The organism is Desulfotomaculum sp., assembly GCF_982386235.1.
The window spans coordinates 16,154-41,315 of the sequence record NZ_CEVWQM010000022.1 but is presented as its reverse complement, the minus strand read 5'-3'; the positions used below and the strand labels follow the sequence as shown (position 1 = coordinate 41,315).

Annotated in this window: 22 protein-coding genes; 9 read left to right on the top strand and 13 right to left on the bottom strand. The window is 43.5% G+C overall.

Annotated elements, in window-relative coordinates; genetic code table 11:
- The first annotated feature begins 1 nt into the window (after position 1).
- Entirely contained in the window at positions 2-1,120 is a 1,119-nt protein-coding gene (locus AC1U9Z_RS13190; RefSeq protein ID WP_333532618.1) for a DUF917 domain-containing protein, read from the top strand.
- 3 nt (positions 1,121-1,123) lie between these two features.
- Positions 1,124-2,434 (top strand): methylhydantoinase, encoded by a 1,311-nt coding sequence (locus tag AC1U9Z_RS13185; RefSeq protein WP_479957727.1) that lies wholly within the window; start codon positions 1,124-1,126, stop codon positions 2,432-2,434.
- 7 nt (positions 2,435-2,441) lie between these two features.
- Here AC1U9Z_RS13185 and AC1U9Z_RS13180 read toward each other — a convergent pair whose 3' ends face one another.
- The 10 genes from AC1U9Z_RS13180 to AC1U9Z_RS13135 all read right to left on the bottom strand — a co-directional run bounded on the left by AC1U9Z_RS13180 (position 2,442) and on the right by AC1U9Z_RS13135 (position 14,843).
- Positions 2,442-3,512 carry an ATP-binding protein gene (locus AC1U9Z_RS13180; RefSeq protein ID WP_479957725.1) on the bottom strand — a complete coding sequence of 357 codons (1,071 nt, stop codon included), beginning with the start codon at positions 3,510-3,512 and terminating at the stop codon, positions 2,442-2,444.
- Positions 3,513-3,565: 53 nt separating this feature from the next.
- The gene (locus tag AC1U9Z_RS13175; protein ID WP_479957723.1) at positions 3,566-4,018 is read right to left on the bottom strand and encodes a response regulator; all 453 of its coding nucleotides are present in this window, start codon (positions 4,016-4,018) and stop codon (positions 3,566-3,568) included.
- A 77-nt stretch (positions 4,019-4,095) separates the two neighbouring features.
- The gene (locus tag AC1U9Z_RS13170) at positions 4,096-5,412 is read right to left on the bottom strand and encodes an MFS transporter (protein ID WP_479957721.1); all 1,317 of its coding nucleotides are present in this window, start codon (positions 5,410-5,412) and stop codon (positions 4,096-4,098) included.
- Positions 5,413-5,582: 170 nt separating this feature from the next.
- Entirely contained in the window at positions 5,583-6,518 is a 936-nt protein-coding gene (locus AC1U9Z_RS13165; RefSeq protein ID WP_479957719.1) for a cation diffusion facilitator family transporter, read from the bottom strand.
- A 172-nt stretch (positions 6,519-6,690) separates the two neighbouring features.
- Positions 6,691-8,607 (bottom strand): anaerobic carbon-monoxide dehydrogenase catalytic subunit, encoded by a 1,917-nt coding sequence (gene cooS, locus AC1U9Z_RS13160; protein WP_333532613.1) that lies wholly within the window; start codon positions 8,605-8,607, stop codon positions 6,691-6,693.
- A 212-nt stretch (positions 8,608-8,819) separates the two neighbouring features.
- Positions 8,820-10,625: an ABC transporter ATP-binding protein gene (locus tag AC1U9Z_RS13155; RefSeq protein ID WP_479957760.1), complete on the bottom strand. Its 1,806-nt coding sequence runs from the start codon at positions 10,623-10,625 to the stop codon at positions 8,820-8,822.
- Between the two features lie 68 nt (positions 10,626-10,693).
- Positions 10,694-12,421, bottom strand: a complete 1,728-nt coding sequence (locus AC1U9Z_RS13150; RefSeq protein WP_479957717.1) for an ABC transporter ATP-binding protein — start codon at positions 12,419-12,421, stop codon at positions 10,694-10,696.
- 167 nt (positions 12,422-12,588) lie between these two features.
- Positions 12,589-12,780 (bottom strand): hypothetical protein, encoded by a 192-nt coding sequence (locus tag AC1U9Z_RS13145; RefSeq protein ID WP_333532611.1) that lies wholly within the window; start codon positions 12,778-12,780, stop codon positions 12,589-12,591.
- Between the two features lie 82 nt (positions 12,781-12,862).
- Positions 12,863-13,522 (bottom strand): potassium channel family protein, encoded by a 660-nt coding sequence (locus AC1U9Z_RS13140; protein WP_479957715.1) that lies wholly within the window; start codon positions 13,520-13,522, stop codon positions 12,863-12,865.
- 10 nt (positions 13,523-13,532) lie between these two features.
- The gene (locus AC1U9Z_RS13135; protein WP_479957713.1) at positions 13,533-14,843 is read right to left on the bottom strand and encodes a TrkH family potassium uptake protein; all 1,311 of its coding nucleotides are present in this window, start codon (positions 14,841-14,843) and stop codon (positions 13,533-13,535) included.
- Between the two features lie 234 nt (positions 14,844-15,077).
- Here AC1U9Z_RS13135 and AC1U9Z_RS13130 point away from each other — a divergent pair, with 234 nt between their 5' ends.
- Positions 15,078-16,658, top strand: coding sequence for a DHA2 family efflux MFS transporter permease subunit (locus tag AC1U9Z_RS13130; protein ID WP_479957711.1), 1,581 nt, complete (start codon positions 15,078-15,080; stop codon positions 16,656-16,658).
- Positions 16,659-16,661: 3 nt separating this feature from the next.
- Here AC1U9Z_RS13130 and AC1U9Z_RS13125 read toward each other — a convergent pair whose 3' ends face one another.
- Both AC1U9Z_RS13125 and AC1U9Z_RS13120 read right to left on the bottom strand, forming a co-directional pair.
- Positions 16,662-18,542 (bottom strand): MASE3 domain-containing protein, encoded by a 1,881-nt coding sequence (locus AC1U9Z_RS13125; RefSeq protein WP_479957758.1) that lies wholly within the window; start codon positions 18,540-18,542, stop codon positions 16,662-16,664.
- A gap of 147 nt (positions 18,543-18,689) precedes the next feature.
- On the bottom strand, positions 18,690-19,193 hold the full coding sequence (locus tag AC1U9Z_RS13120; protein ID WP_479957709.1) for a hypothetical protein: 504 nt from the start codon (positions 19,191-19,193) through the stop codon (positions 18,690-18,692).
- A 189-nt stretch (positions 19,194-19,382) separates the two neighbouring features.
- Here AC1U9Z_RS13120 and AC1U9Z_RS13115 point away from each other — a divergent pair, with 189 nt between their 5' ends.
- Positions 19,383-19,526 (top strand): hypothetical protein, encoded by a 144-nt coding sequence (locus AC1U9Z_RS13115; protein WP_479957707.1) that lies wholly within the window; start codon positions 19,383-19,385, stop codon positions 19,524-19,526.
- Positions 19,527-20,116: 590 nt separating this feature from the next.
- Positions 20,117-20,287 carry an aspartyl-phosphate phosphatase Spo0E family protein gene (locus tag AC1U9Z_RS13110; protein WP_442886095.1) on the top strand — a complete coding sequence of 57 codons (171 nt, stop codon included), beginning with the start codon at positions 20,117-20,119 and terminating at the stop codon, positions 20,285-20,287.
- Between the two features lie 34 nt (positions 20,288-20,321).
- Here AC1U9Z_RS13110 and AC1U9Z_RS13105 read toward each other — a convergent pair whose 3' ends face one another.
- Entirely contained in the window at positions 20,322-20,582 is a 261-nt protein-coding gene (locus AC1U9Z_RS13105; protein ID WP_479957705.1) for a TIGR04076 family protein, read from the bottom strand.
- 185 nt (positions 20,583-20,767) lie between these two features.
- On the opposite strand from AC1U9Z_RS13105, the gene pdxK reads away from it, so the two are divergent.
- From pdxK to AC1U9Z_RS13085, 4 genes are all read left to right on the top strand, one after another.
- A complete protein-coding gene (gene pdxK / locus AC1U9Z_RS13100) occupies positions 20,768-21,589 on the top strand; it encodes a pyridoxine/pyridoxal/pyridoxamine kinase (RefSeq protein ID WP_479957703.1) in 822 nt (273 codons plus the stop codon).
- Positions 21,590-21,746: 157 nt separating this feature from the next.
- Entirely contained in the window at positions 21,747-23,156 is a 1,410-nt protein-coding gene (locus AC1U9Z_RS13095) for a sigma-54 interaction domain-containing protein (protein WP_479957701.1), read from the top strand.
- Positions 23,157-23,490: 334 nt separating this feature from the next.
- A complete protein-coding gene (locus AC1U9Z_RS13090; RefSeq protein ID WP_333532602.1) occupies positions 23,491-24,345 on the top strand; it encodes a 3-hydroxyacyl-CoA dehydrogenase family protein in 855 nt (284 codons plus the stop codon).
- 15 nt (positions 24,346-24,360) lie between these two features.
- Positions 24,361-25,140 (top strand): enoyl-CoA hydratase-related protein, encoded by a 780-nt coding sequence (locus tag AC1U9Z_RS13085; protein WP_333532601.1) that lies wholly within the window; start codon positions 24,361-24,363, stop codon positions 25,138-25,140.
- Positions 25,141-25,162: the final 22 nt, after the last annotated feature.

Genomic DNA, 25,162 nt, shown 5'->3' with positions numbered 1-25,162 from the left:
GATGCGGGAAAATTTTGTTGACCAAGACATCCTTCCCTTAACCCTGGGCAGTATCCTCTTAGGTTCCGGCGGTGGCGGCAATGCATTCACTTTGACTACCCCGCTGGAGAACGATTTAAAAAGAAATAAGCAAAGGATTAAAGTGATCCCCTATCATCAATTACCTGATAATTATACAGTTGCTTCGGTTGGGCTGCTTGGTTCGCCGGAACTAATGGAAGAAAACCTACCCGATGGCAGCGAAGGAAAAAGAGCCATTAACCTACTGGAAAAAGCCATTAACCGTAAGGTAGATGCCCTTTTTGCCCTGGAAGCTGCGGGCATTAATATCCTCTATCCCCTAATGGTGGCAGCTAAAACCGGTATTCCATTAGTTGACGGCGACGGCATGGGCCGGGCTTTCCCGGAATTGCATATGACCACCTTTCATATCTACGGCCAACCTGGAACTCCCTCTGCCCTTGCCAACTCCGAGGGAAAAGAGGACTTGTTTTTCCATGAAGATAACTTTCTGTTTGACCTTAATATAAGGAAAGCTCTGGTTAAGTATGGGGGAGTGGGCTACTTTGCCGGGCAGGCTATGACTGGCAGGGAAATGAAAGAATTCATCGTGCCAGGCACCCTTTCCTTCGCCCTGGAGATGGGGCTTGCTTTAAAAAATGGTCCCTATGAAGATACCTTTCAGGGTTTAAGCCATGTAACGAAAAACTCTATCTATGGCCAGGCCATCGAACTATTTATTGGCTCTGTGGTGGAAATAGGTAATATTGCCACGCAAAAATTAAAATCCGTGGTCTTAAAAGGAATTAAACATTATCAAGCGGATAGCTTTCAGGTACTAATACAAAATGAAAACGTCTTTGCCTATCGCAATGATAAAATGGTGGCCATGGTGCCGGACATCATTTCTTTTCTCGAATATCCTTCGGGTAAGCCCATCAATAATAATGAAATATATAATGGCATGCAAATAGCGGTCATTGGTATACCCTGTCCCAATATGCTGCGTACCACCAAAGCCTTGACCGTGGTTGGCCCGGCCTCCTTTGGTTATAAGTCCAGTTATGAGCCCTTAGAGATGTTTCACCCTGATTACTATTTTGGTAAAAATGGAGTTTAAGCTATGAACTATACCTTGAGCATATATTTGGAAGAAAAAAACATTTCCTGCCTTCTGGCCATTGAAGATATCCTATCGGCAACCGGCCAAGTTGGTTATGACCGTGATTTATCCGATACCTTTGACAGGTTAATTAATGATCTGCTCAAGCAGTCCGTTGCTGCTCCCGCGGAAATCAAAACCCTTTTGATTACCTGTGATTTTCTTGACCTTTTTGAGGTCGGTCAAATTAGCCGGGACAAAATTGGTTATATCCGATATCTCCCTAAGATAACCAGGGATCATCACCCCTTGGAACACTCTTCCTTACAAGAACTTGTTATCACAGGAACAGTGGATAGTCTCGGGGGCCTGGAGGATATCCTGAAAAAAATGAGCACCCAAAGGCTAAGTGCCTTGGCAATTAATCCTTCCTATTTTACATGGCGTCACTTGACCAGGGAGGTTCTAGAGCCCCTGGTGAGTAAACATCTTGGTCCATTACCATTTCTTATCGGTTCTGCCTTAAATAAAATTGGTTATTCGGCCAGGGAAAACCTGTTATTAATAAATACCCTGCTGCTGCCAGGGGTTAACCATTTTTATAATAAGCTGCATCAAGCAATGAAGAAAGTAGGAATTGAGGCTAAAATCCTTACCCTGCGCGGTAACGGTATGCTGATGACCGAGTCAAAGGCACGCCAGTTTCCTATTTATACGGTCAAGGCACCCATGGCAGGATGTTTTCTGATTGACTCCCCTTTTTCCGGACATGTCATTAAAGTTTTTCAACAGGATAAACAACTTATTTTTGGGCTGACGGAGCAGGGCTTACCCCACGCACCCAGTGCCCCAATCCATTACCGCCAGGCTTCCTTCCAAATACCCTACCCCTTTACCCGAAGGGTAATTTTGCCGAATCACCGCAGTTCGGATAGCTTGGGTAAAGCCATTAAAGAAATATTAACCTCATTAAATATGACCGATGAGTCTATACCCGTTGTGATCGATTTGCCAGACAGCGAAATAAAATCAATATTATTTCGCATCTGTCAGCGTCTCTACTTGCCGGTAATTAGTTGCAATCCCCACACTAAGACAGGTGCTTTGGCAGCACCTGTCTGTATCGAACATGAATATTGCCTCTCAGACTACAGAGATGCAAACCGCCTAAAAATACAAGCCGCACTGTGGGATAAAATAGATCAAGAACTTATTTCTGAACAGTTGCAGCCACTGGGTGAATGGTCGAGGTTCTGGGACGAACGTTTCATTCGTTACCTGCCAGAACAAACAACCCTCGTCCACCTTGGTGTATACGGCCGCTATCGATAAATAATTTTTATAAAGGCTTGGTTTTAAATTTTAATAGGACAGTTGTTCCTGAAGATCCCGTTTCAATATCGATGGTTGCCTGATGTCTTGCTGCTATGCCATGGCAAACGGTCATGCCCAGACCAGTCCCCCGCTCCTTGGTTGTGAAGAAGGGGGTGCCTATCTTAGCAAGTACATCTGGGGTAATTCCGGGGCCTTGATCTGAAACGGAAAGAATGACTTCATCACCGGAAGTAAAGGTACGAATGGTTAGACAACCACCCTGGGGCATTGCTTCTAAACCATTGCGGGCTAAATTCAGAATGACCTGACGGATTTGCGCAGGGTTAAGACGTACCTGGGGAAGTTGCTCCAGCTTAATTTCTATCGTATTATTCCTCCCCAGTGCATCTACCTGAAGGAGGGGAGCTATATTTTCAATAATGGGGTTTAACGGATGCCAATCTAACTGACTCGTGTGGTTTCTGCCAAGGGAAAGAAATTCGGAAATAATATCATTGGTTCTATCGATTTCTTCAATCATTGTTATAAAATAATCTTGATACTGGGCACATTCTTTATCCGCCAGCATTTGTAAAAAACCACGCACTACGGTCAAGGGGTTGCGGATCTCGTGGCCTATCCCGGCTGCCATTTGACCAATCAAATTTAATTGGTCTAAGCGAATCATCTCTTTTTCTAATTGCTTTCTCTGCTTTCGGCTTGCAGCCTCACGAATTTCACGTTCGATGGCAGGCATCAGTCGGGCCAGATTACCCTTGACAATATAATCATGGGCCCCGGCCTTCATGGCCTCCACCGCTGTACTTTCCGTAATATTCCCTGATAAAATGATAAAGGGAATATCCAGGTCCCTTTCCTTAACCAACCGAAGTGCGTCCATGCCTCCAAAACCAGGCATCACATAGTCTGCAATAACAATATCCCATTTTGCTTCTGCCAAGGCAACAAGCATATCTTGTCGGTTATCAACCTGTTGATAGAAAATATTATAGCCACCCTTGCGCAATTCCCGTAAAAGAAGCAGGGTATCATCCGCTGAGTCCTCCACGATTAATACTCGAAGATCCTTTGTCATTCGCCTAAAACCCCCAGCTATCGTGCATTAACGTTAATTAAGCAATTTACACCCTAACTCCTTGACATTTTTTCGTTTGGCAATTGGTTTAGTACCATCCAATACAGACCTAACTGCCTGACAGCCTCGGTAAACTCTATAAAATCTACGGGTTTTCGAACATAGCTATTTGCCCCTAGCTGGTAGCTTTCAACAAGATCCCTTTCCTCAATGGACGATGTTAGAACAACCACTGGCACAAATTTTGTCCGTGCATCACTTCTCATTCTTTTTAATACTTCTAAGCCGCTGACTTTGGGAAGTTTTAAATCCAATAACATAACCTCCGGCATGAAACTGGTATCACGCCCCTCATAAATCCCCGTACCAAACAGATAATCCAAAGCCTCCACGCCATCCCTGGCCACCACCACAACATTAGCCAAATTGTTCTTTTTTAATGCCTTCAAGGTTAAAAACTCATCATCGGGGTTGTCTTCCACCAACAAAAGTACTTTTTCACTCATAACATAACTCCGTTCCAAATATTTTAGCTGTTAGCCCTTAGCCAAAAAACTAAAAACGAATTGCTAACGGTTAAAGGCTAGGTTAAGATCTTGCCTCGGGTTTCTTGGCCCAAAAACAGAACTGCCAGGGCCGTGAGGGCAAAAACCGCTGTTAGCATAAAAAAGACCACCGCATAGCCATTTTCATTTCCCAGGGCCTCATAAAGCACACCTACCACATAGGGGGCCGCGATGGCACCTAAGCGACCCACCGCAGCAGCCCAACCAACACCCGTGCCCCTGACACGGGTTGGGTAGTTCTCTGGCGTATAGGCATAAACCGCCCCCCAGGCACCCAGGCTAAAGAAGTAAAGGAGGCTTCCCATAACCATAATCTCAGTAACTGTGTTACTTTGACCAAAGAAGTAGGCCGAAACCGCAGTACCAGCTAAATAAAGGATCAGTACCGCTTTGCGGCCAATTACTTCTATTAAATAGGCAGCAGTAAAATAGCCTGGCACCTGTGCCAGCGTCATAATTAAGACAAACTGCAAACTCTTAATTACCAAAAAGCCCTTACCCACCAATAAAGTAGGAATCCACATAACAAAGCCATAGTAGCCGAAGTTAATACCCAGCCATAATATCCAAAGGGTTAGGGTGGGCCGCCAAAATGATCCCGACCAAAGTTCACGGAAAGAAACACCCTGCTCCTTAACAAGGGTCCAATCCTTACTGGTTTCATCTACCTTTATTCCCGCTTGTTGCTCCATTTGAGAAACAATGGCATCCGCCTCTTGATAGCGGCCCTGTTGTACTAAAAACCGTGGTGACTCCGGTATCGCTCGCCTGAGAAAAACAGCGGCCAGTGCCGGAACCGCGCCAATATAAAAGGCAATTCGCCAACCATATTGTGGAATCAGTAGATAGGCTATGAGGGCTGCGGCAATCCACCCCCAGGCCCAAAAGCTTTCCAATAGAACAACAAAACGTCCCCGCACGGATAAGGGGGAAATCTCGCTAACCAGAGTTGATGCCACAGGTAATTCACCACCCAATCCTAGGCCAACAAAAAATCTCGCCAATAGCATCGTGGTAAGACCAGTAGCCAGCCCAGCAAAACCAGTGGCCAGGCCAAATAAAACTAAGGTAAATAAGATCACCTTCTTGCGCCCATATTTGTCCGCTAAGGTTCCACTGAGGGCGGCCCCCAGGGCCATCCCCACCATGCCAATACTGCCAATTAAACCAAGCTCTGATGGTGACAGTCCCCATTCCTTCTGCAGGGCGGGCATAACAAAAGAAACCAATCCGACATCCATGGAATCAAATAGCCAGCCAATACCAGTGGCCAGTAAAATTGACCAATGCATGGGAACCACCGGCAGCCTGTCCAACCTTTTTGCAATATCCATCAACGTGTATCCTTTCCCCTCTTGTGTCAACAGCCCCAAAATTTGCCTATTGACAAAAAAACCTATTTTTCTTTCATTTTAGCACTAAGAAGTCAACCTTGCCATAAAAATTGCCAATTAATATTATATACAAAAAAACAAGAAAAACCCGTGATCTTTTCACAGGTTTTCTACAGGAATACTTTATAATGTTTTTTGCAGCGTTTACAGCGATTGGGTGAATTCTCTGCGTAGCATTCCGCGCCGCATGGTTCTGCATGGATTAAAATACAAATATTCGGAAGTTGCAAACGAATATCCGTTTCTATTTGATCACATAAATGGTGTGCCTCCACCAGAGTACAACACTTGGGAATTAGCAAATGCATATCAATGTATCTCTCGCTGCCAGATTTTCTTGTGCGAAGATCATGATAATCAATGATCTGGTCTGAATAGCGTTTTATGGTTTCATCAATGATACGAACTTCATTTTGAGGCAGTCTGGCATCCAGAATGCTGTCCATGGAACCTCTGATCAAGTTAAAAGCCGCTTTAAGAATTAAAAAAGCAACCACAATGGCAATAATTGGATCGATGATGGTAAAACCAGTAAAATAAATGACGACTATGCCGATAAATACCCCTAGAGAAGTATAAACATCCGTTAGCAAGTGCCAGGCATCCGCGGCTAAGGCGGGTGAGTCCGTTTCCTTGGCAACCTTCATCAGTTTTCTGGAGACAAGTAAATTGACAAAGGCGGAAATACCCATCACCGCAGCCCCTAGACCAAGATGGTTAATAACAACCTCCCCTAAGAGCTTTGGTATCGCATTGCAAATAATCATGATGGCCGCACCGATAATCAACACAGCCTCAATGACACTGGCAACGTTTTCATACTTTCCATGGCCGAAGTTATGACATTCATCAGCTGGTTTAGCAGAAATTTTCACGGCCGAAAATGCAATAAAAGATGCGATTAAATCAAGACCCGAGTGAATTGCTTCTGAAATTACACTTACTGAATTCATCGAAAAGCCAACAGCCAACTTACCGAGGGTCAACAAAGCATTAGACATGATCGATAATCTTGCTGCCCTTATCTTAGCACTCAACCCAACCACCCCTTTTTGGGAAGGGTATAATCTTTGATCTAATAATACTCTATGATCATTCGTTGGGGAAGTTTCAATTTTTTTGCTTTTAGCTGTCAGCCTTTAACCTTTTGGCTAGCTATTCTGAAAAAGGACCATTAAAAGGGGTTCGGATTATGTCCGAACCCCCTTCAACATCATGCTATATACCCAGCGCAGCCCGTTTCTTGTTAATATGTGCTTCAATGCCGTCGGCGGCATCAACTGGGTTGTTGGCTAGAGCTACTTTACCGCCGGTAATTCCCTCTAAATCTTCGGTTAATAGTTTTACTAGGTCTGGTCCGCCACTTACTGGTGGTATGGGTGCTAGGTGGGTGTAGAGGCCATAGCCCAGGGCAAAGAGGGCATCAATGGTTGCCTTTTGCTCTAAATATTGGGGAGCAGTGACAGCCACTGGCAGGTCGGAGGTATCCACGCCAAGGGCATTGGCAATTTCCGTTACCAGCATGGACATCCGTCCCGTGTCGGTACAAGTACCAAAACTAAGCACAGGAGGTATGCCTAGGGCCTGGCAAATTTCCTTCAAACCCGGTCCCGCCATCTCCACGGCCTCCAGGTTGCACAAGCCGGCAACTTCCATGGCATGGTTGCCACAGCCGCCGCCAATAACCAGAATATCCCGCTTAATTAATTCCTTCGCCACATTAACCGTCATATAGTCATGGGGTCCAGTGGCCAGAGTGGTGCAGTTGATCAGGGCCACCACCCCTTTGATTTTGCCAGCTTTAATCACATCCAACAGGGGATCTAGTTTTCCTCCCAGAACCTTTAAAACGGCCTCTGTGGAAAAACCAGCAATGGCCTTTTGTACCTTAGTGGGTACCTTTGGCTCAATTTTACGTTCCTTACGTTTTTGGAAGTTTTCAATGCCCCAGTCGATTAGCTGTTGGGCAATATTGGCGGCCTCCGGTGGCTTGTAGTCAAAGTTTTTCTCTACGCCCGGAATACGCACTAAATCGTTTACGGATACCATGGTAATCTGGTATTTATCCGCATAGGGAGCGATATAGGGTGGTGAACAGTTTTCGTCCATAGCAAAGATGTCCACCGTTCCAGTGGCCAAAAGTGGTTCAATGGCCAACCAGTTACCGGTAAGTCCATTAAAGACCTCATCCATTTCAAACCGCTGCAGTACTTCTTGGCCACACTCGATAGAACCAGTTAATTTAATTCCTTTAGCCCCAGCTTGCCTTGCCTTTTCCTGATTCTTGGGGTCCTTAGCAGCCAACAGGGTTGCTACGCCAATCCAAGGCTCATGACCATTGACGACAATATTTACATACTCGGGGTCCATAATACCCAAGTCGACTTGTACTTCGTGGGGACTAGGGGTGCCAAATAGGATATCCTGAACCATCTCCAAGCCAATTTGTGAGCCATAAATTGTGGCAATACCCAAACGCATGGCCTTTTTAGCCATCGAAACATGGTCACCATCGACGTTGGTCAAACAACTGGCCGCGGCATCTTTGATTTCATGCATAACCCCGGCTGGGTAAATAGCCAGTTCACGCCATTTCTTTTTCCTTGGCTCCGGGGCAAATACTTCCACCATCTTAGGTGGATCATCGTAACCACTGCTTAATTGGTACATGAGAAAATCCGCCAAATGAATGGCCGCTTCCTCTTTACTATTGCCCTTATCAATCTCTAATTTATCGCACATCCAGTAAAGCTTATCGACATCGGTAATCTGAAAGGGTGTTTTACCCTCTGCGGTGGACTTTAGGGTACGAAAGGCATTGTAGGCATGGTGGGTATAGGTAGATGTACCCATCATATTGCGCAGCAGCATATCCCGCATAGCCATGGCGTTACGATCAATACCGCAGGCACCATGGGTGGCACCCACTTTATCTGAGATACGACAGGGACCACCGGTACATAACTGACAGCTAACCCCTTCATTACAAAAGTTACAGCGAATCTTGGCCTGGGGGTCATAACGATCAAAAACGTTACTCAGACCGTCCGAGTGAATCCTTTCATACATTTCTTGCACAGAGTCGTGAATACTGATACGCCCATCCTTACGATGGGAGATAGCCTCCCGGGACAAATAAACCCCCCCTTTGAAATTTTTATTAGGATTACCAGTTTTTTTGCTTTTATGTAAAATATTCAAAAAATGGTGTAAAAAAATAAGTCTACCTCCTTTAGGAAATAGACTAGGGTAGTCGGCCTTGGGCCTTGGCTTTTTAGGCATTGTTCTTAGGGGTCCTTTGCTCATGGCTCCTGCCCAGCTACCCTTCCATAAGCGGAAGGCTGGGCTTATACCGCTTCGCAAATACCTTTGGCCGTAAACTGGCTGTTATAAAGGTCGGCATAAAAACCACCCTGTGCAAGAAGTTCTTCATGCTTACCCTGTTCGATGACCTTACCATCATTCATCACCAAAATCAAATCTGCATCCCGAATGGTGGAGAGCCTATGGGCAATGACAAAACTTGTTCTGCCCTTCATTAACTCCTTCATGGCCCTTTGAATGGACACCTCGGTTCGGGTATCCACATTGCTGGTGGCTTCGTCAAGAATCAGGATAGGCGGATTAGCCAGCAAGGCCCGGGCAATGGTTAGGAGCTGCTTCTGCCCTTGGGAGATATTCGAAGCTTCTTCATTTAATACTGTGTCATAACCATCGGGCAGGGTTCTGATAAAGTGATCTGCCTGGGCAGCCCTGGCTGCCCAGGCAACCTCTGCTTCGCTGGCACCAAGGCGGCCATAGGCAATATTATCCCGGATGGTGCCGTTAAACAGCCAGGTATCCTGCAGCACCATGCCAAAGAGACTGCGCAGACTGCCACGCTGGAGTTCTTGAATATTTACCCCATCAATGGTAATTTTCCCGCCGTCAATTTCATAGAAACGCATCAACAAATTAATTAAGGTTGTTTTACCGGCGCCGGTGGGGCCAACAATGGCGATGGTTTGGCCTGGCTTAACATTAATATTCATATCTTCAATCAAGGTAACATCTTCTTGATAGCCAAATTTAACCTTTTCAAATTTCACTTCCCCCCTGGGGGTTGCCATATTCTTTGCCTGGGCAGCTTCCGGTGTCTCTTCCGGTTCATCCAATAACTCAAAAACCCGCTCAGCGGAAGCAATGGTGGATTGAATAATATTGCTGATATTCGCCACCTGGGTAATGGGCTGGGAAAACTGTCTGGTATATTGGATAAATGCTTGAATATCACCAATTTCAATGGCCCTTCTAGTAACCAAAACACCACCCACCACGCAGACTAACACATAACCAATGTTATTAATGAAACCCATCAGAGGCATGATAATGCCCGAAATAAACTGGGCTTTCCAACCGCAATGATATAACCTTTCATTTATAGCATTAAACCCTTGAATTGATTTAGCCTCATGCCCAAAGGCTTTAACAATCGGATGTCCGGTAAACATTTCCTCCACATGCCCATTTAGTTCCCCAATGGCCCTTTGCTGCTCCATGAAAAAAGTCTGTGAGCGTTTAGCTATCAAAATGGTTACCACAAAACTAAGGGGTAACGTAAGAACGAGGATAAAGGTCATTAAGGGGCTGATCGTCAACATCATCACAGTTATACCAACTAAGGTAATGATGGAGGTTATCAGTTGAGTAAGACTCTGTTGCAAAGTGGTACTGATATTATCGATATCATTGACAGCTCGGCTTAAGATTTCCCCATTGGCATGGGAGTCAAAATATTTAAGGGGTAAGCGAGAAAGTTTATCATTGACTGCCTTGCGCAGATCAAAAACAGCCCGCTGGGCCACCCCAGCCATAATAATTTGCTGGGTATAGGTAAACAAAGCACTAAAAATATAAAGTATCGCTATCATTTGGATTATCTGAAGGATCGCTGCAAAGTCAATTGAGGCACCCGGTACACCCTTCATTTTCATCATAATTCCTTCAAACAAGGTAGTTGTGGCTTTACCTAGGATTTTCGGGCTGACAATATTAAAAACCGTCCCCAGCACAGCGGCGAAGAAAACAGCCATTAAACGCATTTTATAGGGTCTTAAAAAACCAAGCAGTCTTTTCAGGGTGCCTTTAAAATCCCTGGCCCTCTGCACAGGCATCGTTAGGGGCTGTGCCCCATGGCCAAAGCCACGCCTGCCTCTTGGTTTATGTTTTAGATCTTTATCACTCACGCTACTTCCTCCTCTGACAACTGCGAGGCCACTATTTCAGCATAGACGGGACAGCTTTGCATCAATTCCCGGTGATTGCCAATGCCGGCAATGCGTCCCTCATCTAAGACAATAATTTGATCTGCCTCCATGATGGTGCTTACTCGCTGGGCAACCACTAACATTGTGGCATTAGCGGTTTCCTTTCTGAGGGCTGCCCGAAGTTTTGCATCCGTTTTAAAATCAAGGGCAGAGAAGCTATCATCAAAAATATATAGGACTGGTCTTCTCACCAAAGCCCGGGCAATGGCCAGACGCTGTTTTTGACCACCCGATAGGTTTGTCCCACCCTGGGAGATCATCGCATTGAAACCCTCCGGCAGAAGCTGGATAAACTCATTGGCCTGGGCAATATCAGCTGCCTGTCTTACTTCTTCATCTGTAGCCCCTTCCTTTCCATAGCGAATATTATCCGCAATGGTTCCTGAAAAAAGCATCGCTTTTTGCGTTACTAAACCAATTTTGCTCCTCAGTTGTTCCTGTGACATTTGACGTACATCCAGACCATCAACCAAAATGCGACCGCTATCAAGATCGTAAAACCTGGGAATCAAATTAATCAAGGTAGACTTACCTGCGCCTGTACCACCAATAATTGCGGTCATTTGGCCTGGTTTGGCACAAAAAGATATGTCAGCCAGAACCGGCATTTCTGCACCGGGATAGCTAAAGGCAACATTTTGAAACTCAACATAGCCCCTCCCTGCCTGGGTAAGCTCAGCCCTCTGGGAGTCCTTAATTTGAGGCTCCATATCCAATACTTCATTAATCCTCTGGGCAGACACAGCAGCCCGCGGAATCATGATAAACATCATGGAAACCATCATGAAAGAAATTAATATTTGCATGGCATACTGGATAAAGGCCATCAAGTCCCCCACCTGCATATTGCCATGATCAATACGGATGGCACCAAACCAGATGATCGCAATGGTAGAAAAATTTATGACCAACATCATGGTGGGCATCATCGCTGCCATCACTTTATTTACCTTAATTGCGGTATTGGTAAGGTCATCGTTGGCCTCATGAAAACGCTCCTTTTCATAGTCCGTCCGGTTAAAGGAGCGGATAACCCGAATTCCAGTAAGACCTTCCCGCAAGACCAGGTTTAGTTTATCCAGCTTAAGCTGCATGGCCTGAAAAAGTGGTATTCCTTTACTGCTAATGATATAAATAGCCAGGGCAAGAATGGGAATAACCCCCACCAGCACCAAGGATAGTTTGGCATCCTTAGAAACTGCCATGATAATGCCGCCAATGCACATCAGTGGTGCGCTGATCATCATACGGAGAATTACGATTAATACCTGCTGGACCTGGGTAATATCATTGGTGGTCCGAATAATCAGTGAGGCTGTACCCATTTTATTAAATTCCTGTAAGGAAAAATTCTCTACATGGGTAAAGATCTTTGTGCGCAAATTTTTACCAAAGCCCACTGCAACCTTGGCCGAAAGAAAGTTTGCCGCAACGGAACAGACTGTGCCCACCGCAGCAACCACTAGCATAAAGGAACCAATTTTTATAATATAACTTGTATCACCATTAACAATCCCAATATCAACAATATCCGACATTAAGGTTGGCAGGTATAGTTCCGCCATGGATTGTAAAAAGATAAGCATCACGACCAGAAAAATAGGCAACTGATATGACTTGAGAAATTTAAATAGCTTTAACAAGCCTAGTCATCTCCATTTCCATCATCTTTAGCAATTCTTTTGTATTATGTTCGATTAATTATATTTTGCCTTACTCGTCATATCAATCAGTTTTTATTACCCTTTTTTCAATATGTTGTATAAAAAATAAATCCCCGGCTTTAGCCGGGGCTTAGGGACCTTTCATTTTATTGGTAGCCCTGGGGTAAAATATTTTCCGTTAAGTTATACTCACAAACTACACGAAGGTATTCATTGCTTTGCCAATCCAATGGTTTGTCCGAGCCCTCCTGTTTTACAACAATCTCGCCAGTCCAAGCCTCTGTTAAATGATATTCTTTACCATTACAAAGGATAACACGAGTGTATTTAGGAAACATGAGAACCACCTCCACTGTTTTAAAAATATATATTCAGTGAAGGTTGAAAATAAACACATCTTTCACAAATATTTTTTGTAGCCTAAGCAAAGTTCTGTTTTTCAAATTCCTCCAACTTATCCCTTTTCCCAAATACAATAATCTCATCACCGACTTCTAAAATTGTTGAAGCCTGAGGTTGGATGGGGATATCGCCCCGATATACCAGTAAAACATAAACACCGAAGCGGCTAGGTATATCCATTTCAGCCATTGTTTGACCGGTAAAAATTTTACCTACCCCAATTTGTTCCACCATAAATCCTTGGGGCAGCTCTAAAAGGTCTATTACAGAATCATTCGATATAAGATGGGCCAATCGATGGCCAATATCCCTTTCAGGAAAAACAACTCGATCCGCACCCATTTTGATTAAAACATTGCCCCTTCTCTCTGTGGAGGCCTTAACTGATACAGGCAGGCCAGCTTCCTTGAGAATATGGGTAGCGATTAGGGCACCTTCCAGATCCTCACCCATGGCCACCACCGCCTCATCAAAATTTTTGTCACCAACAATTCGGGTTAACTCCTCATCATCCTCCGCCACATCCAGTATGGCCCCGGAGACAATCATGCCACGCACACTTTCCAACGCATCCTCATTGGCATCAATGGCAAAAATATCCTGACCTTTTTCATAAAGCCCCTCAATAACACCCCGGCCAAATCTACCAATACCTATGACTAAAATTGATTTTCTCATTTAGACCATCCTATCCAATTAAGATATCTTCCTTCATATAACGTAACCGTCGATTTTCTTGTTTGGTCAAAAAGATTATCAGTGATAAAACGCCAATCCGTCCCACAAACATTAAAATCGTAATTAAGACTTGTCCCATGGGGGATAACTCCGAGGTTATTCCCAGTGAAAGACCCGTAGTTGCCATGGCAGATACCACTTCAAACAAAACAGGCAGTAAAGAAAGTCCTTCGATAATCATGATGGCTAAGGTACTGAGAAAGATGATCATTAAGGCAACAACGGTTACAGTGAAGGCTTTCATTACACTTTCGGCGGCAATTTCCCGTTCCCAGAGGACAACTTCCTTTCTGCCCCGGGCTATGGACCAAACAGCCAGTACAATGGTACCAAAGGTGGTGGTTTTAATACCACCGCCCGTAGAGCCAGGGCTAGCTCCCACGAACATCATCAGAATCATGAGGAAAATAAAGGGTTCGTTCCAGATGGCAGTTGGTACGGCTGTAAAACCCGCAGTCCTGGTTACGGTATGAAAGAAACTCTCAACAATTTTTTGTCCCAGAGATAAACCTGCCATCTGGCTGTACTCGGTTAGGAAGTAAAAGGTGCTGCCCAGGAGAGTGATTAGGCCGGTTACCCATAAAACCAAACGACTGTGCAGACTAATTCGGGACCAGCGACGTTGAATAAGAAGTTCCTGTAAGACCACATAGCCTAAACTACCCAAAAGGATTAACAGCGTAAACACCAAATAAATGCCGGGAGACTGGCGAAAGGGTTCCAAACTTTGTCCGGTTAAGTCAAATCCCACCCCATTAAAGGCACTTACTGCATGAAAAATAACAAAAAAAATACCCGGCCAAAATCCGTTTTGCCAAACACCCGGTATAAAATAAGCCATTAAAAGCGCTCCGATTCCTTCAATGATTAATGTCAATAAAAGTACGCTTCGGGCCAATCGAATAACACCTGTAACATTAAAATTATTACGGTCCTGTGCAATCAGCAACCTTTGCCCCAAGGGAATTCTCATGCCAAGAAGAAACAGGAACAGAGTGGTAAGAACCATCACTCCCAGACCGCCTATTTGCATAAGGATAAGAATGACAGTTTGGCCAAATACGGTCCAATGGGTATTCGTGGACACTACCGTCAACCCTGTGGCAGTCAGCGCAGATGTGGCTGTAAACCAAGCTTGTAAAAATGTACTGGACGGACCTTCCCTGGTTGCCCAAGGCAGCATTAATAATAACGTCCCGATCATTCCTACCGAAAAATAACTGGCAACCAATAATTGTCCAGGTTTCCATCTTCTATACATTGTTTCACCATTCCAATATTTAACAATACCCAGAATCTCTAGATTAAAAGTTATAGACAGGGACTTCTAAATCCGATAGAATTTTATCATAATTTTCTTCTATTAGCTATGATAGCTTTTAGCCTGTTTCGTTTTATGAATGGCTATTCGGCTTCCGTGCTGTTAAGGTACCAGCAAGGAATGAAAATTTAATATTCGTGGATTATTATTTTGGGATGGGAGATTGAACATACGATGGAATCCAACCAATCAGTTAACAAAGAGCCTTCTTTTTGGCTTCCCTTATTTGTGCTTGTCACCGGTGCCTTTGCGGCCATTATGAATAACAGCTCCGTTAACGTGGCCATCCCGAAATTGATGACCATATTTGGTGTCTCCGCCAATGAAATTCAGTGGGTGGTTACGGCCTATATGTTGACCTCCGCTGTGGTAATTCCCATTACCGGCTATTTAGGGGATCGTTTTGGCAATAAAAGGGTGTTTATCCTTTCAACGGCTGTTTTTACAATTGGCTCCATACTTTGTGCCCTTTCCTGGGACAACAATTCCCTGATTGCCTTTCGGGTGCTGCAGGCCATTGGGGGCGGCATCATTATGCCAGTGAGTATGGTTATTATTTATAAGATTGTCCCCATGCAAAAAATCGGTTTAGCCCTGGGTGTCTGGGGCATGGCTGCGGTTATGGGACCAGCTGTCGGCCCAACCCTGGGAGGCTATATCCTGGAACATTCTAGTTGGCGCCTATTATTCTTAATTAATGTACCTGTTTGTGTTATCGGTATATTCCTGTCCATCCAATTACTAAAGGAAACCCCCGTCCGTCCCAACATAAAATTTGATTACTGGGGATTTTTCTTTGCCACAGTGGGCTGTTTTACCCTGCTTCTGGCCCTAAGTCAAGGTAGTAAAGAGGGTTGGACGTCTTATTACATCGTTATGTTGTTTATCATTTCTTTTTTCTCTCTCTTGCTTTTTGTTATATCCCAACTAAATGGCAAGGATCCTATGTTAGATTTAAGGTTGTTTAAAAACAAAACCTTCACCCTTAGCGTTATCATCGGTGGTCTTATTAATATTGGCCTTTTTGGCGGTATATTTTTAGTACCCATTTTTACCCAAAATTTGATGGGCCTGTCTGCCTATGACACGGGAATATTGTTACTTCCTTCGGCTCTCGCCTCTGGCTTTATGATGCCCCTCAGCGGGCTGTTATTTGATAAATTTGGGGCCAAAGTGATTAGCTTTGTCGGAATTGCCATCACCGCCATCGGCACAGTTAAGCTCAATTATATAACGATGGATACCAGTACTCATACGATCGTTTGGATTATGATTGTGCGCTCGATCGGTATGGGCCTGTCCATGATGCCTTTAACAACGGTGGGCATGAATGTGGTGGCAAAACATCTCGTGGGTCGTGCTTCCTCCTTAAGTAATGTATGCCGACAAATATTTGCCTCCTTTGGTATTGCGATTATGACTTTTATTATGCAAAATCGTCAAGCCTTTCACGCAGCCAGGCTGTCTGACGGAGCTTCCTATACCTCGCCGGTTGCTTCCTCCATTACTGGACAACTTCAGGGCATGTTGGTTGCCTCCGGTGCCAGTACAGATGCAGCAACCAGCGGAGCCATTGGTATCATTTACGGACTCGTACAAAAACTGGCGATGGTCTTGGCCATCAATGATACCTTTTTAATCTCATCCTTTTTCCTTTTTGCAGCGTTGCCCATGGTTTTTTTCCTACAGGGTAAGGATCATGCCAAGAAAAAACCGGCACCAGAAGAAAACCCTGTGCCGGAAGCGGTTAAATAGAGCTTATGGGTAGATATCGATAGACTTTGGGCTTTCATCGTAAGTTTGGCTAAAAATTTGTAATGTAAAATAAATTGTTGCCCCTTGGCCCAGCCTTCCCTCAGCCCATACCTTGCCACCATGACGGTCAATTACCCGTTTTACGGTGGCCAGTCCTATGCCTGTACCGGAGAATTCTTTTATCCCATGCAATCGTTCAAAGGGCCTGAATAATTTGTTCACATAGGCCATATCAAAGCCCACACCATTGTCACGAACAAAATAGACTGGATTTTTCTCACGCCACCGGAGGCCTATCTCAATGACAGGGTTATTTACTTTGGCCGAAAACTTCAATGCATTGCCAATTAGGTTGCTCAAAGCAATTTTTAATAATCTGACATCACCCTGGACAATAAGATCAGAAGAAACCTTGAACTCGACCTGTCGTTCTGGTTCAGTGGCTTGCAATTCTGCAAAAACCTCCCAGGCCAATTGGCTTAAATCGATTTCCTTAAACAGCATTTGCTGCCTTGTTACCCGAGACAAATGCAGCAGATCATCAATCATTTGCCCCATTCTTTGGCTGGCTGCCCGAATACGGTAAAGATAATCCTTGGCCACGTCATCCAACTGATCTCCGTAATCCTCGAGCAGGGACAAACTAAAACCATCCATACTTCTGAGGGGTGTCCTTAGATCATGGGAGACTGAATAAGAAAAGGACTCCAGCTCTTTATTCGTAGCATCCAATTCCTTATTGGCCCTGGATAATTTTATCGTACGTTCCTCCACTAAATCTTCTAACTTTTCTTGATAAGCATGCAACCTCTGAAGCATTTCCTTTTGATCCGTAACGTCCCTTGCCGCAGCAAAAAACAACTCCTTATTTTGATCAAAAACAGCAACCCAGGCCAGCCACTTATAGGAACCGTCATTGCATTTGTTTCTGCTTTCAAATTTTATTGCGGACTCATCCGTGGACATACTTCTATTTATTTCTTCTCGGGCCATCGGCCTATCCTCTGGGTGGATCAAAGTATAGAGATCCTGGTTTAGCAAATCTTCCTTGATGTAGCCAAGGTTCGTAATAAAAGATTGGTTAATTTGTCTGATCTGACCCTTCGCGTCAAAGATACAATAAAGGTCCTGGGCGATGTTAAAAAAGTTTTTCAGTTCCTCTTCCACATCCCTCATTTTCTTAACCACTTGTTTTACTTTAACAAAGGGTTCATCTACTGTAACAATATACATGCAGCGAAGCAGGTAAAAATACCCCATCACCTTGTAAACATGCCCCAACATGTTATATACACTGTGTACATTGCGATACAGGGTAAATATCAGCTCCCCGCAGAACAGGAAAACCAAAGCTGTTATCATTAGTAATTGATTTTGTTGTTTAGCCTCACGATAACGGCGGAGAATCATGATCACCGTAGCGAGATGTAAGATGCTAACAAGGTATTCAATGCCTAGTTTTAGATTGGTTACCCCTTGGCCTTCCACAACCAATACCGGAAGTTGCCCCGCCCAGCCGATAATGATACAGGAGATTGTCACTGCGTAAAAAAATGACGCTATAAAATAAGACTTCCAGTGTTTATGGTAAACTTGTCGTTCCCGGTAAAAGAAAATAATGGCTAGAGAAATAGCCTCCGTTAAACGAGCAGTCACCCAAAACCAAGTTGCCTTGGCCACAGAGCTTTCTGTAATAAAGGGAGGCATCCCCTGAAAGGATAAGGTATGCACTAAATCCAGGGTGCCAACAGCTAAAAAAACAGCCCCAAGATAAAGGCGGCGGCTATCGAAGGTATGGGGATAGGTTAACCAACCCTGCAGCATGATGGAAAAGGAAACAGCAATGCTAAAAAACTCCAATATAATATGTAAACTAAGATAAATATCTTGACTAATTTTAATATTTAGATCGCTTGCGCCAAAAATAACAAATAATAAAACAGCCAGTCCGATAATTACACAAGTTCTTTTTTCAAAACTGTTTATTTTGCCTCCTCCCCCCTTGTTCGGTCATCAGGCCTTCGAGCTGCATTATTCAGGGCTTTGTAGTATTAAACACTTGTCTGTTTCGGTGGCACCCATCACATATACATTTTTGATTTTGCTCTTATCGTAGGGTACCTTGAAGCCAAACTCTTTGAGGGCTTTTTCAGGATTTGGCTGAACCTGTATGCGGATACAAAGTTCATTGTCAATGATCTTATATTGAGAATTTTTATATTGAAGATCGGGATCTAAAATTGTCCCTTGTATTAGCAGACTCTCCTTTTCAAATTGAGGGTTGTATAGATATATTTTTGAGGTATCTATAATCTGCATTTGCTGTTCGGATTTTTTTGTTTCTGCCCCTAAAGCTAATGGTAAGTGCATGTCTCTTTGTAGTAGATAGTAACCACCGGCACAAAGGGATAGCAGCAACAGCAAACAAAGAAATCGTTTAAGTCCTTTTTTCATCCGGTATTTTTTCTTTTTCCTGCTTCCCTTTGGGTTGGCAAATTCGCCGGTCATGCTTAGGTCGCTGGCCTCTGTGTTCATACCAATATCTCAACTCCAAGCGCGGTGTTCTTTCTCTTTCTATAATAACTTTCACACCAAGGAAATGCCACTACTTTTAGTAAAATCGTCTATTTCCTGACAATAAATACTTTTAGATTTATGTAACAAAAAAAACATACCACCATAGTATGGATCAAGTTTTAAAATAATTTATGAGGAGGTCTTCTAATGGGTTTTGGTTTTGGTGGTAGTTGCGGCGGCAGTGGTGGTTGTGGTGGTGGTAATAACAGTTCCTTTATCATTTTTTTAATTTTAATCTTGTTACTATTGGGCGGCGGTGGCGGTTACGGCGGCTGCAGTGTGGAGAAGTAGTTTAATAAACCGCTTGTAAATGATCCCTTTTGAAAAATGTTGGATTTTATCACAAGCCAGCATAAGGAAAGGTGGTAAAAAACATGGGTTTTGGTTTTGGCGGCGGTTGTAATGACAATTCCTTTCTTATCTTCTTAATTCTTATCCTTTTATTCCTAAACAACGGTTTCGGCTGTTGCGGAACACAAAAATAATACTTTAAACAACCCCCGGTTGCCGGGGGTTGTCGATTTTACATAGACAAATCAGAAGGAGGTTTTTCTGTAAGCCGTATCGAAAAACAAATAATATAAACTGCTTAGCTGGTTATTCCTAGCTGGTTATTCCTAAAGGAACAACTAAGCAGTACTTTCTTTTTAGGCAGCTTTTTCATTATCCTTGGTGTATACTATAACATAAGGCAGGAAAACCACCGAACGATCAATAATCTCAAAAAAGCTCTTCTAAATTAGAAGAGCTTTTCTCTGTAAAATATTTCAAAAAACAAGAAGGAATTTAGTTGTTCCTGTCTAATTTACTAAAAAATTAAAAAGTAACTTTTAAAAATGTTTTAATCGGGGGGCATTATCATTATTACCATATCAGACTTATTGAAGGGGAATATTGAGCTTCTTAGATTTAACTTGCAAAATTATGCAGTAGATAAACCCTTATTCGATTCAAGAGTGGTTCGTTTAAGCCAAAAATTAGATTCGCAAATATATGTTTATCAAAAAATTTTAAGTTATCAGCTTGACGTTTATTACCAAAAAGCTCTCTAGTCGCTGGGCAATCAACGATTAGAGAGCTTTATCTTTAAACCCTTTCTATTTTAAAAACGTTAATAACCTTTACATCCGGGCAACAAAAAACCCCGGATTTTTCATCTTCTCCACCTGGCAGTAAGCCGCCATATCTAAGAATATCAATCATCGGAAATAATACATGCATCGCCATTGGGCAAAGATTACCACGCTCGGTATCAAAGTCAAAGGTGTCTCCTATTTTATGGCCCCGGTGACAGTGGCCTTTGCCAATTTTATCAACTACAGTAATTTTAATTTTTGGCTTTTTCATCCTAGTCAAAGCCTCCTATTTTTTCTGTCTTTAAGATAAAATCAAATATACTTCGTTCATTTGAAAAAGTCAATTTCTTATATGACTTGATTTTTAATGTTAGGCATATACTATTTCTTGGAGGATTTGCGTTACCTACGTCGAAGATATCTTTTTTGTACGCTAGAAGGAAAAGGGGAATTTTTATGTCTATGTTCAAAGCTTTAACGATTGCTGGTTCCGACAGTAGTGGCGGTGCCGGTCTACAGGCTGATTTAAAAACATTTCAGGAGCTTGGTGTTTACGGCATGTCCGCAATCACTGTTATCGTTTCTATGAACCCTAAAGACTGGTCTCATAATGTTTTTCCTCAACCTATTGAAACCGTAAAATCGCAATTAAAAACCATTTTAGCCATTGGTGTAGATGCCCTCAAAACAGGCATGCTTGGCACAACGGAACTGATTGAGTTGGCAGCTGATACAATAGAGAAGCATCCGTTAAAAAATGTGGTCGTAGATCCTGTTTTGGTATGTAAAGGCGCAGATGAAATTTTGCATCCTGAGAATGCAACCTATTTAAGGGAAGTACTGATTCCCAAGGCCACCATTGTTACACCAAATTTATTTGAAGCAGCCCAATTGAGTCAACAGGCCCCGATTAAAACACTGGAAGAGATGAAAAGTGCCGCTCAAAAGATTTATGACCTTGGCTGCCCCTATGTTTTAATCAAAGGTGGTGCAAAGTTAGTACATGAGAAAGCCATTGATGTATTTTATGACGGAGAAACCTTCGAAGTGTTGGAAGGTGATCGAATCAATACCACCTTTACGCATGGTGCCGGCTGCACCTACTCTGCAGCCATAACCGCCGAATTAGCCAAGGGCAAACCAATCAGGGAAGCCGTACATACCGCCAAGGCTTTTATTACCGAAGCGATTCGCCACTCCTTCCGGTTGAATGAACATGCCGGCCCAACCAACCATGCTGCCTACCGCAAATATTGCCGGAATCTGCCAACATCATGAAACAGAAAAATCCTGCTGCTAGCAGGATTTTTTTATTGCTTACCCATCCAGGCCCCCCTGGATTAGTACATTTTTCCAGATGTCCGATTATCTAGCAGGAACTCGACCGTTTATTGGCGAAATATTTAAAAAATTATATACTAAGGGGGTCATCCTGGTGATTAGCAGATCAAGAGACCACCAAACAATAGAACAAGCACTAACAAGGGATCCAGTATTGGCCAATATCTGGGATGTACTAATAGACAGTCCCCATGAAGGAATGGTGGTTGTCGATAAAAAAGGCTACGTGGTATTAGTCAATCGTACTTATCAGGAAATAGTGGCAGTCAAGAGAAAGGACGCCATCGGCAAACACATTACCGAAATTACACCAAATACGAAACTGCCTGAAGTTATCAAGACACAGCATCCAATTTTATATGAGCCCTGGGAAGTAAATAACCATAAACTGATTGTACACCGTATTCCGATCTTTAACAGCCAGGGCGAGGTCATCGGTGCCATTGGTAAATCCCTTTTTGCCGATTCTTCCTCGGGAAAGCTGCTGGCATTGAAATTAAGGCAATTGGAAAAGGAATTGGAATTATACAAGGAAGAAATTCGAAAAATTTATACGGCCAAATATACCTTCAATAATCTGATCGGCGAAAGTAAACAGATAAAGGAGATCAAAAGACTGGCCCAAAGGGTGGCCCCTTCATCATCCACCATTCTGATTACCGGTGAAAGCGGTACGGGTAAGGAGGTTCTGGCCCAGGCCATTCACAATGCCAGTAACCGTAAACAACATTCCTTTGTCCGGGTTAATTGTGCCGCCGTGCCGGAAAACCTATTGGAAACAGAGCTTTTTGGCTATGAGGATGGGGCCTTCACCGGTGCTAAAAAGGGTGGTAAGCCCGGTAAATTTGAGTTGGCCCAGGGTGGTACGATATTTTTAGATGAAATCGGTGAAATGCCTCTCACCATGCAATCGAAGCTGTTAACTGTCCTACAGGAACGGGAGCTGGAAAGAATTGGTGGGGTTAAAACCGTGACCCTTGATGTTCGAGTTATCTCCGCTACCAATCAAAATATCGAGGAAATGATTATTAAGTCAACTTTTCGTGAAGACCTCTATTACCGCTTAAATGTGATTAACTTCAAACTCCCCTCCCTACGAGAACGCCCAGAAGATATCCCACTCTTAACCCATTATTTGACGGATAAGCTTAATCAGAAACTTCACTGCCAAATTGAAGGCTATACCGATAAAGCCATGGATCTTCTTAAAAAATATCATTGGCCAGGCAATGTTAGGCAATTGGAAAATGCTTTGGAACGCATGTTTAGTTTCACAGAGGATAAAATTATCTCCGTAGAGCATATGCCCTTTTTGGAAAACATTTTCAAAGATGATCCAAACTTAACGAAGCAACAAACGCTAGCCGAGGTCATTGTTGAAACAGAAAAGGAGCTGATTGCCAAGACCCTGCAGCAGGTGGCGAGTAATCGTAACAAGGCAGCAGAAATTCTAGGTATACACCCTTCTGTTTTATACCGTAAAATAAAAAAATACTCCCTATAGAAAAATATACAAAAAGGATCAGGCCCTGAATTTACTGATTTGCGACGAAAGCCAAATCAGTAAATTCAGGGCCTGACCCTTTTTTGCTTTTTTGCTAAAACTTTCTCAAAAAGGCAAACGCAACAAAGTCAACCATGGCTTAATCTAGGTATATTTCGCTTTGTGAAATAACGAAATATTTTTAATATTTCGTTATTTTTGTATTTTGGCAATTCTCAAATACCTTGATCTATCTCTCCTTTTCTTACTATTTCTTATTATATTACCACATTTTGTTTTTTATGGCACAAACTGTGCTATACCATTAGCTTAACAAATAAAAGGAGGTAACTATATGGGAATTAGTAAAATTGCCGTTCTAGGCAGCGGTACCATGGGTTCCGGCATTGCACAGGTGGCGGCCCAATCAGGCTATGAGGTGCTGTTAATTGATGTGGATCAAAAATTTATTGACAGGGCCTTAGCCAATATTGGCAAGAGCCTTCAAAAGGCAGTTGATAAGGGCAAAATGGCCGCCGATGACAAGGAGCAAATCCTGTCTCGCCTGAAAGGCAGCATTTCCTATGAAGATTGTAAAGATGTCGATTTGGTCATTGAAGCCATTCTGGAAAACATGGATCTAAAAAGGCAGGTCTATCAGAAGTTAGATGAAACTTGCCCCGCTCACGCCATTTTGGCTAGCAATACGTCCTCCCTTTCCATTACCGAAATGGCCGCAGCCACCAAAAGAACCGACAAGGTTGTGGGTATGCACTTCTTTAACCCTGCCGCAGTGATGAAGCTGGTGGAAATTATTCCTGGTTTGGATACCTCCGATGAAACAGTCTCCGCCATTGAAGAAGTAGCCAAAAAAATGAATAAGGTTCCAGTATATGCTAAAGAGTCCCCTGGCTTTATTGTCAACCGGATTCTGGTTCCCATGATCAATGAAGCAGTGATTACCCTCGGTGAAGGAATTGGCACAGTTGAAGAAATCGACACAGCCATGAAGTTGGGTGCCGGTATGCCCATGGGTCCTCTAGCTTTGGCAGATATGGTGGGCTTGGATATCGTTCTGGCCGTAACCGAAGTTTTCTACAACGAATTTTCTGACAGTAAATATCGTCCAGCCCTGCTATTAAAACAAATGGTGCGGGCCGGGCATTTAGGTGTTAAAACCGGACGAGGATTTTATAAATACCAGAAATAGATTAGGGGTGAAACAATGGAGTATAAAAGCTTGCTTTATGGCAAGGAAGAGAATATTGCCCTTATCACCTTAAACAGGCCCAAGGTTCTTAACGCCTTAAATCAAGATCTTATTGCTGAACTTCACCGTGTTCTGGATCAAGTGGCTGCAGATGAGGAAGTAAAAGCTGTCATCATCACCGGTGGCGAAAAGGTTTTTGCTGCAGGAGCGGATATTCCCTTCATGCTGGGACTGAGTCCGACCCAGGCCGAAGAGTTGGCAACTACCTTTCACTCAGCCTTTGATCGTATTGAATCTCTAAATAAACCAGTCATCGCTGCCATCGGAGGTTTTGCCCTGGGTGGCGGCTGTGAACTTGCCCTCGCCTGCGATCTGCGTCTGGCCACGGAGGATGCTAAGCTTGGACAACCTGAGATCAACCTGGGTGTTATTCCCGGTGCCGGAGGGACCCAGCGACTGTCCCGCTTAATCGGAGTGGCCAGGTCAAAGGAACTGATCTACACCGGAAAGATGATTGATGCACAAACTGCCCTAGCCTACGGTTTAATTAATGAAATCGTAAAAGCTGAAGATTTATTAGCTAAGGCCAAGAAGTTGGCCCAGGGCTTGGCTGCAAAACCCCCGGCGGCCCTAGCTGCTGCCAAAAGAGCCATCAACTATGGAGTTGAGGTTGATAAAAATACCGGCAATTGCTTTGAAAGACAGTGCTTTGCCTTACTATTTTCCACCCAGGATCAAAAGGAAGGTATGAATGCCTTTTTAGAAAAACGCAAAGCAGAATTTAAGGGGAATTAAGCCAAGTGACAAGGAGGTAACA

Bases quoted from the DNA above. Each gene is read 5' to 3' on its own strand.
- AC1U9Z_RS13140 (WP_479957715.1), bottom strand. From the start codon at position 13,522: ATGAGAAAATCAATTTTAGTCATAGGTATTGGTAGATTTGGCCGGGGT.
- AC1U9Z_RS13145 (WP_333532611.1), bottom strand. From the start codon at position 12,780: ATGTTTCCTAAATACACTCGTGTTATCCTTTGTAATGGTAAAGAATAT.
- AC1U9Z_RS13130 (WP_479957711.1), top strand. From the start codon at position 15,078: ATGGAATCCAACCAATCAGTTAACAAAGAGCCTTCTTTTTGGCTTCCC.
- AC1U9Z_RS13115 (WP_479957707.1), top strand. From the start codon at position 19,383: ATGGGTTTTGGTTTTGGTGGTAGTTGCGGCGGCAGTGGTGGTTGTGGT.
- AC1U9Z_RS13105 (WP_479957705.1), bottom strand. From the start codon at position 20,582: ATGAAAAAGCCAAAAATTAAAATTACTGTAGTTGATAAAATTGGCAAA.
- AC1U9Z_RS13185 (WP_479957727.1), top strand. From the start codon at position 1,124: ATGAACTATACCTTGAGCATATATTTGGAAGAAAAAAACATTTCCTGC.
- AC1U9Z_RS13190 (WP_333532618.1), top strand. From the start codon at position 2: ATGCGGGAAAATTTTGTTGACCAAGACATCCTTCCCTTAACCCTGGGC.
- AC1U9Z_RS13085 (WP_333532601.1), top strand. From the start codon at position 24,361: ATGGAGTATAAAAGCTTGCTTTATGGCAAGGAAGAGAATATTGCCCTT.
- AC1U9Z_RS13180 (WP_479957725.1), bottom strand. From the start codon at position 3,512: ATGACAAAGGATCTTCGAGTATTAATCGTGGAGGACTCAGCGGATGAT.
- pdxK (WP_479957703.1), top strand. From the start codon at position 20,768: ATGTCTATGTTCAAAGCTTTAACGATTGCTGGTTCCGACAGTAGTGGC.
- AC1U9Z_RS13120 (WP_479957709.1), bottom strand. From the start codon at position 19,193: ATGAACACAGAGGCCAGCGACCTAAGCATGACCGGCGAATTTGCCAAC.
- AC1U9Z_RS13175 (WP_479957723.1), bottom strand. From the start codon at position 4,018: ATGAGTGAAAAAGTACTTTTGTTGGTGGAAGACAACCCCGATGATGAG.
- AC1U9Z_RS13155 (WP_479957760.1), bottom strand. From the start codon at position 10,625: ATGCCTGTGCAGAGGGCCAGGGATTTTAAAGGCACCCTGAAAAGACTG.
- AC1U9Z_RS13090 (WP_333532602.1), top strand. From the start codon at position 23,491: ATGGGAATTAGTAAAATTGCCGTTCTAGGCAGCGGTACCATGGGTTCC.
- AC1U9Z_RS13135 (WP_479957713.1), bottom strand. From the start codon at position 14,843: ATGTATAGAAGATGGAAACCTGGACAATTATTGGTTGCCAGTTATTTT.
- AC1U9Z_RS13170 (WP_479957721.1), bottom strand. From the start codon at position 5,412: ATGGATATTGCAAAAAGGTTGGACAGGCTGCCGGTGGTTCCCATGCAT.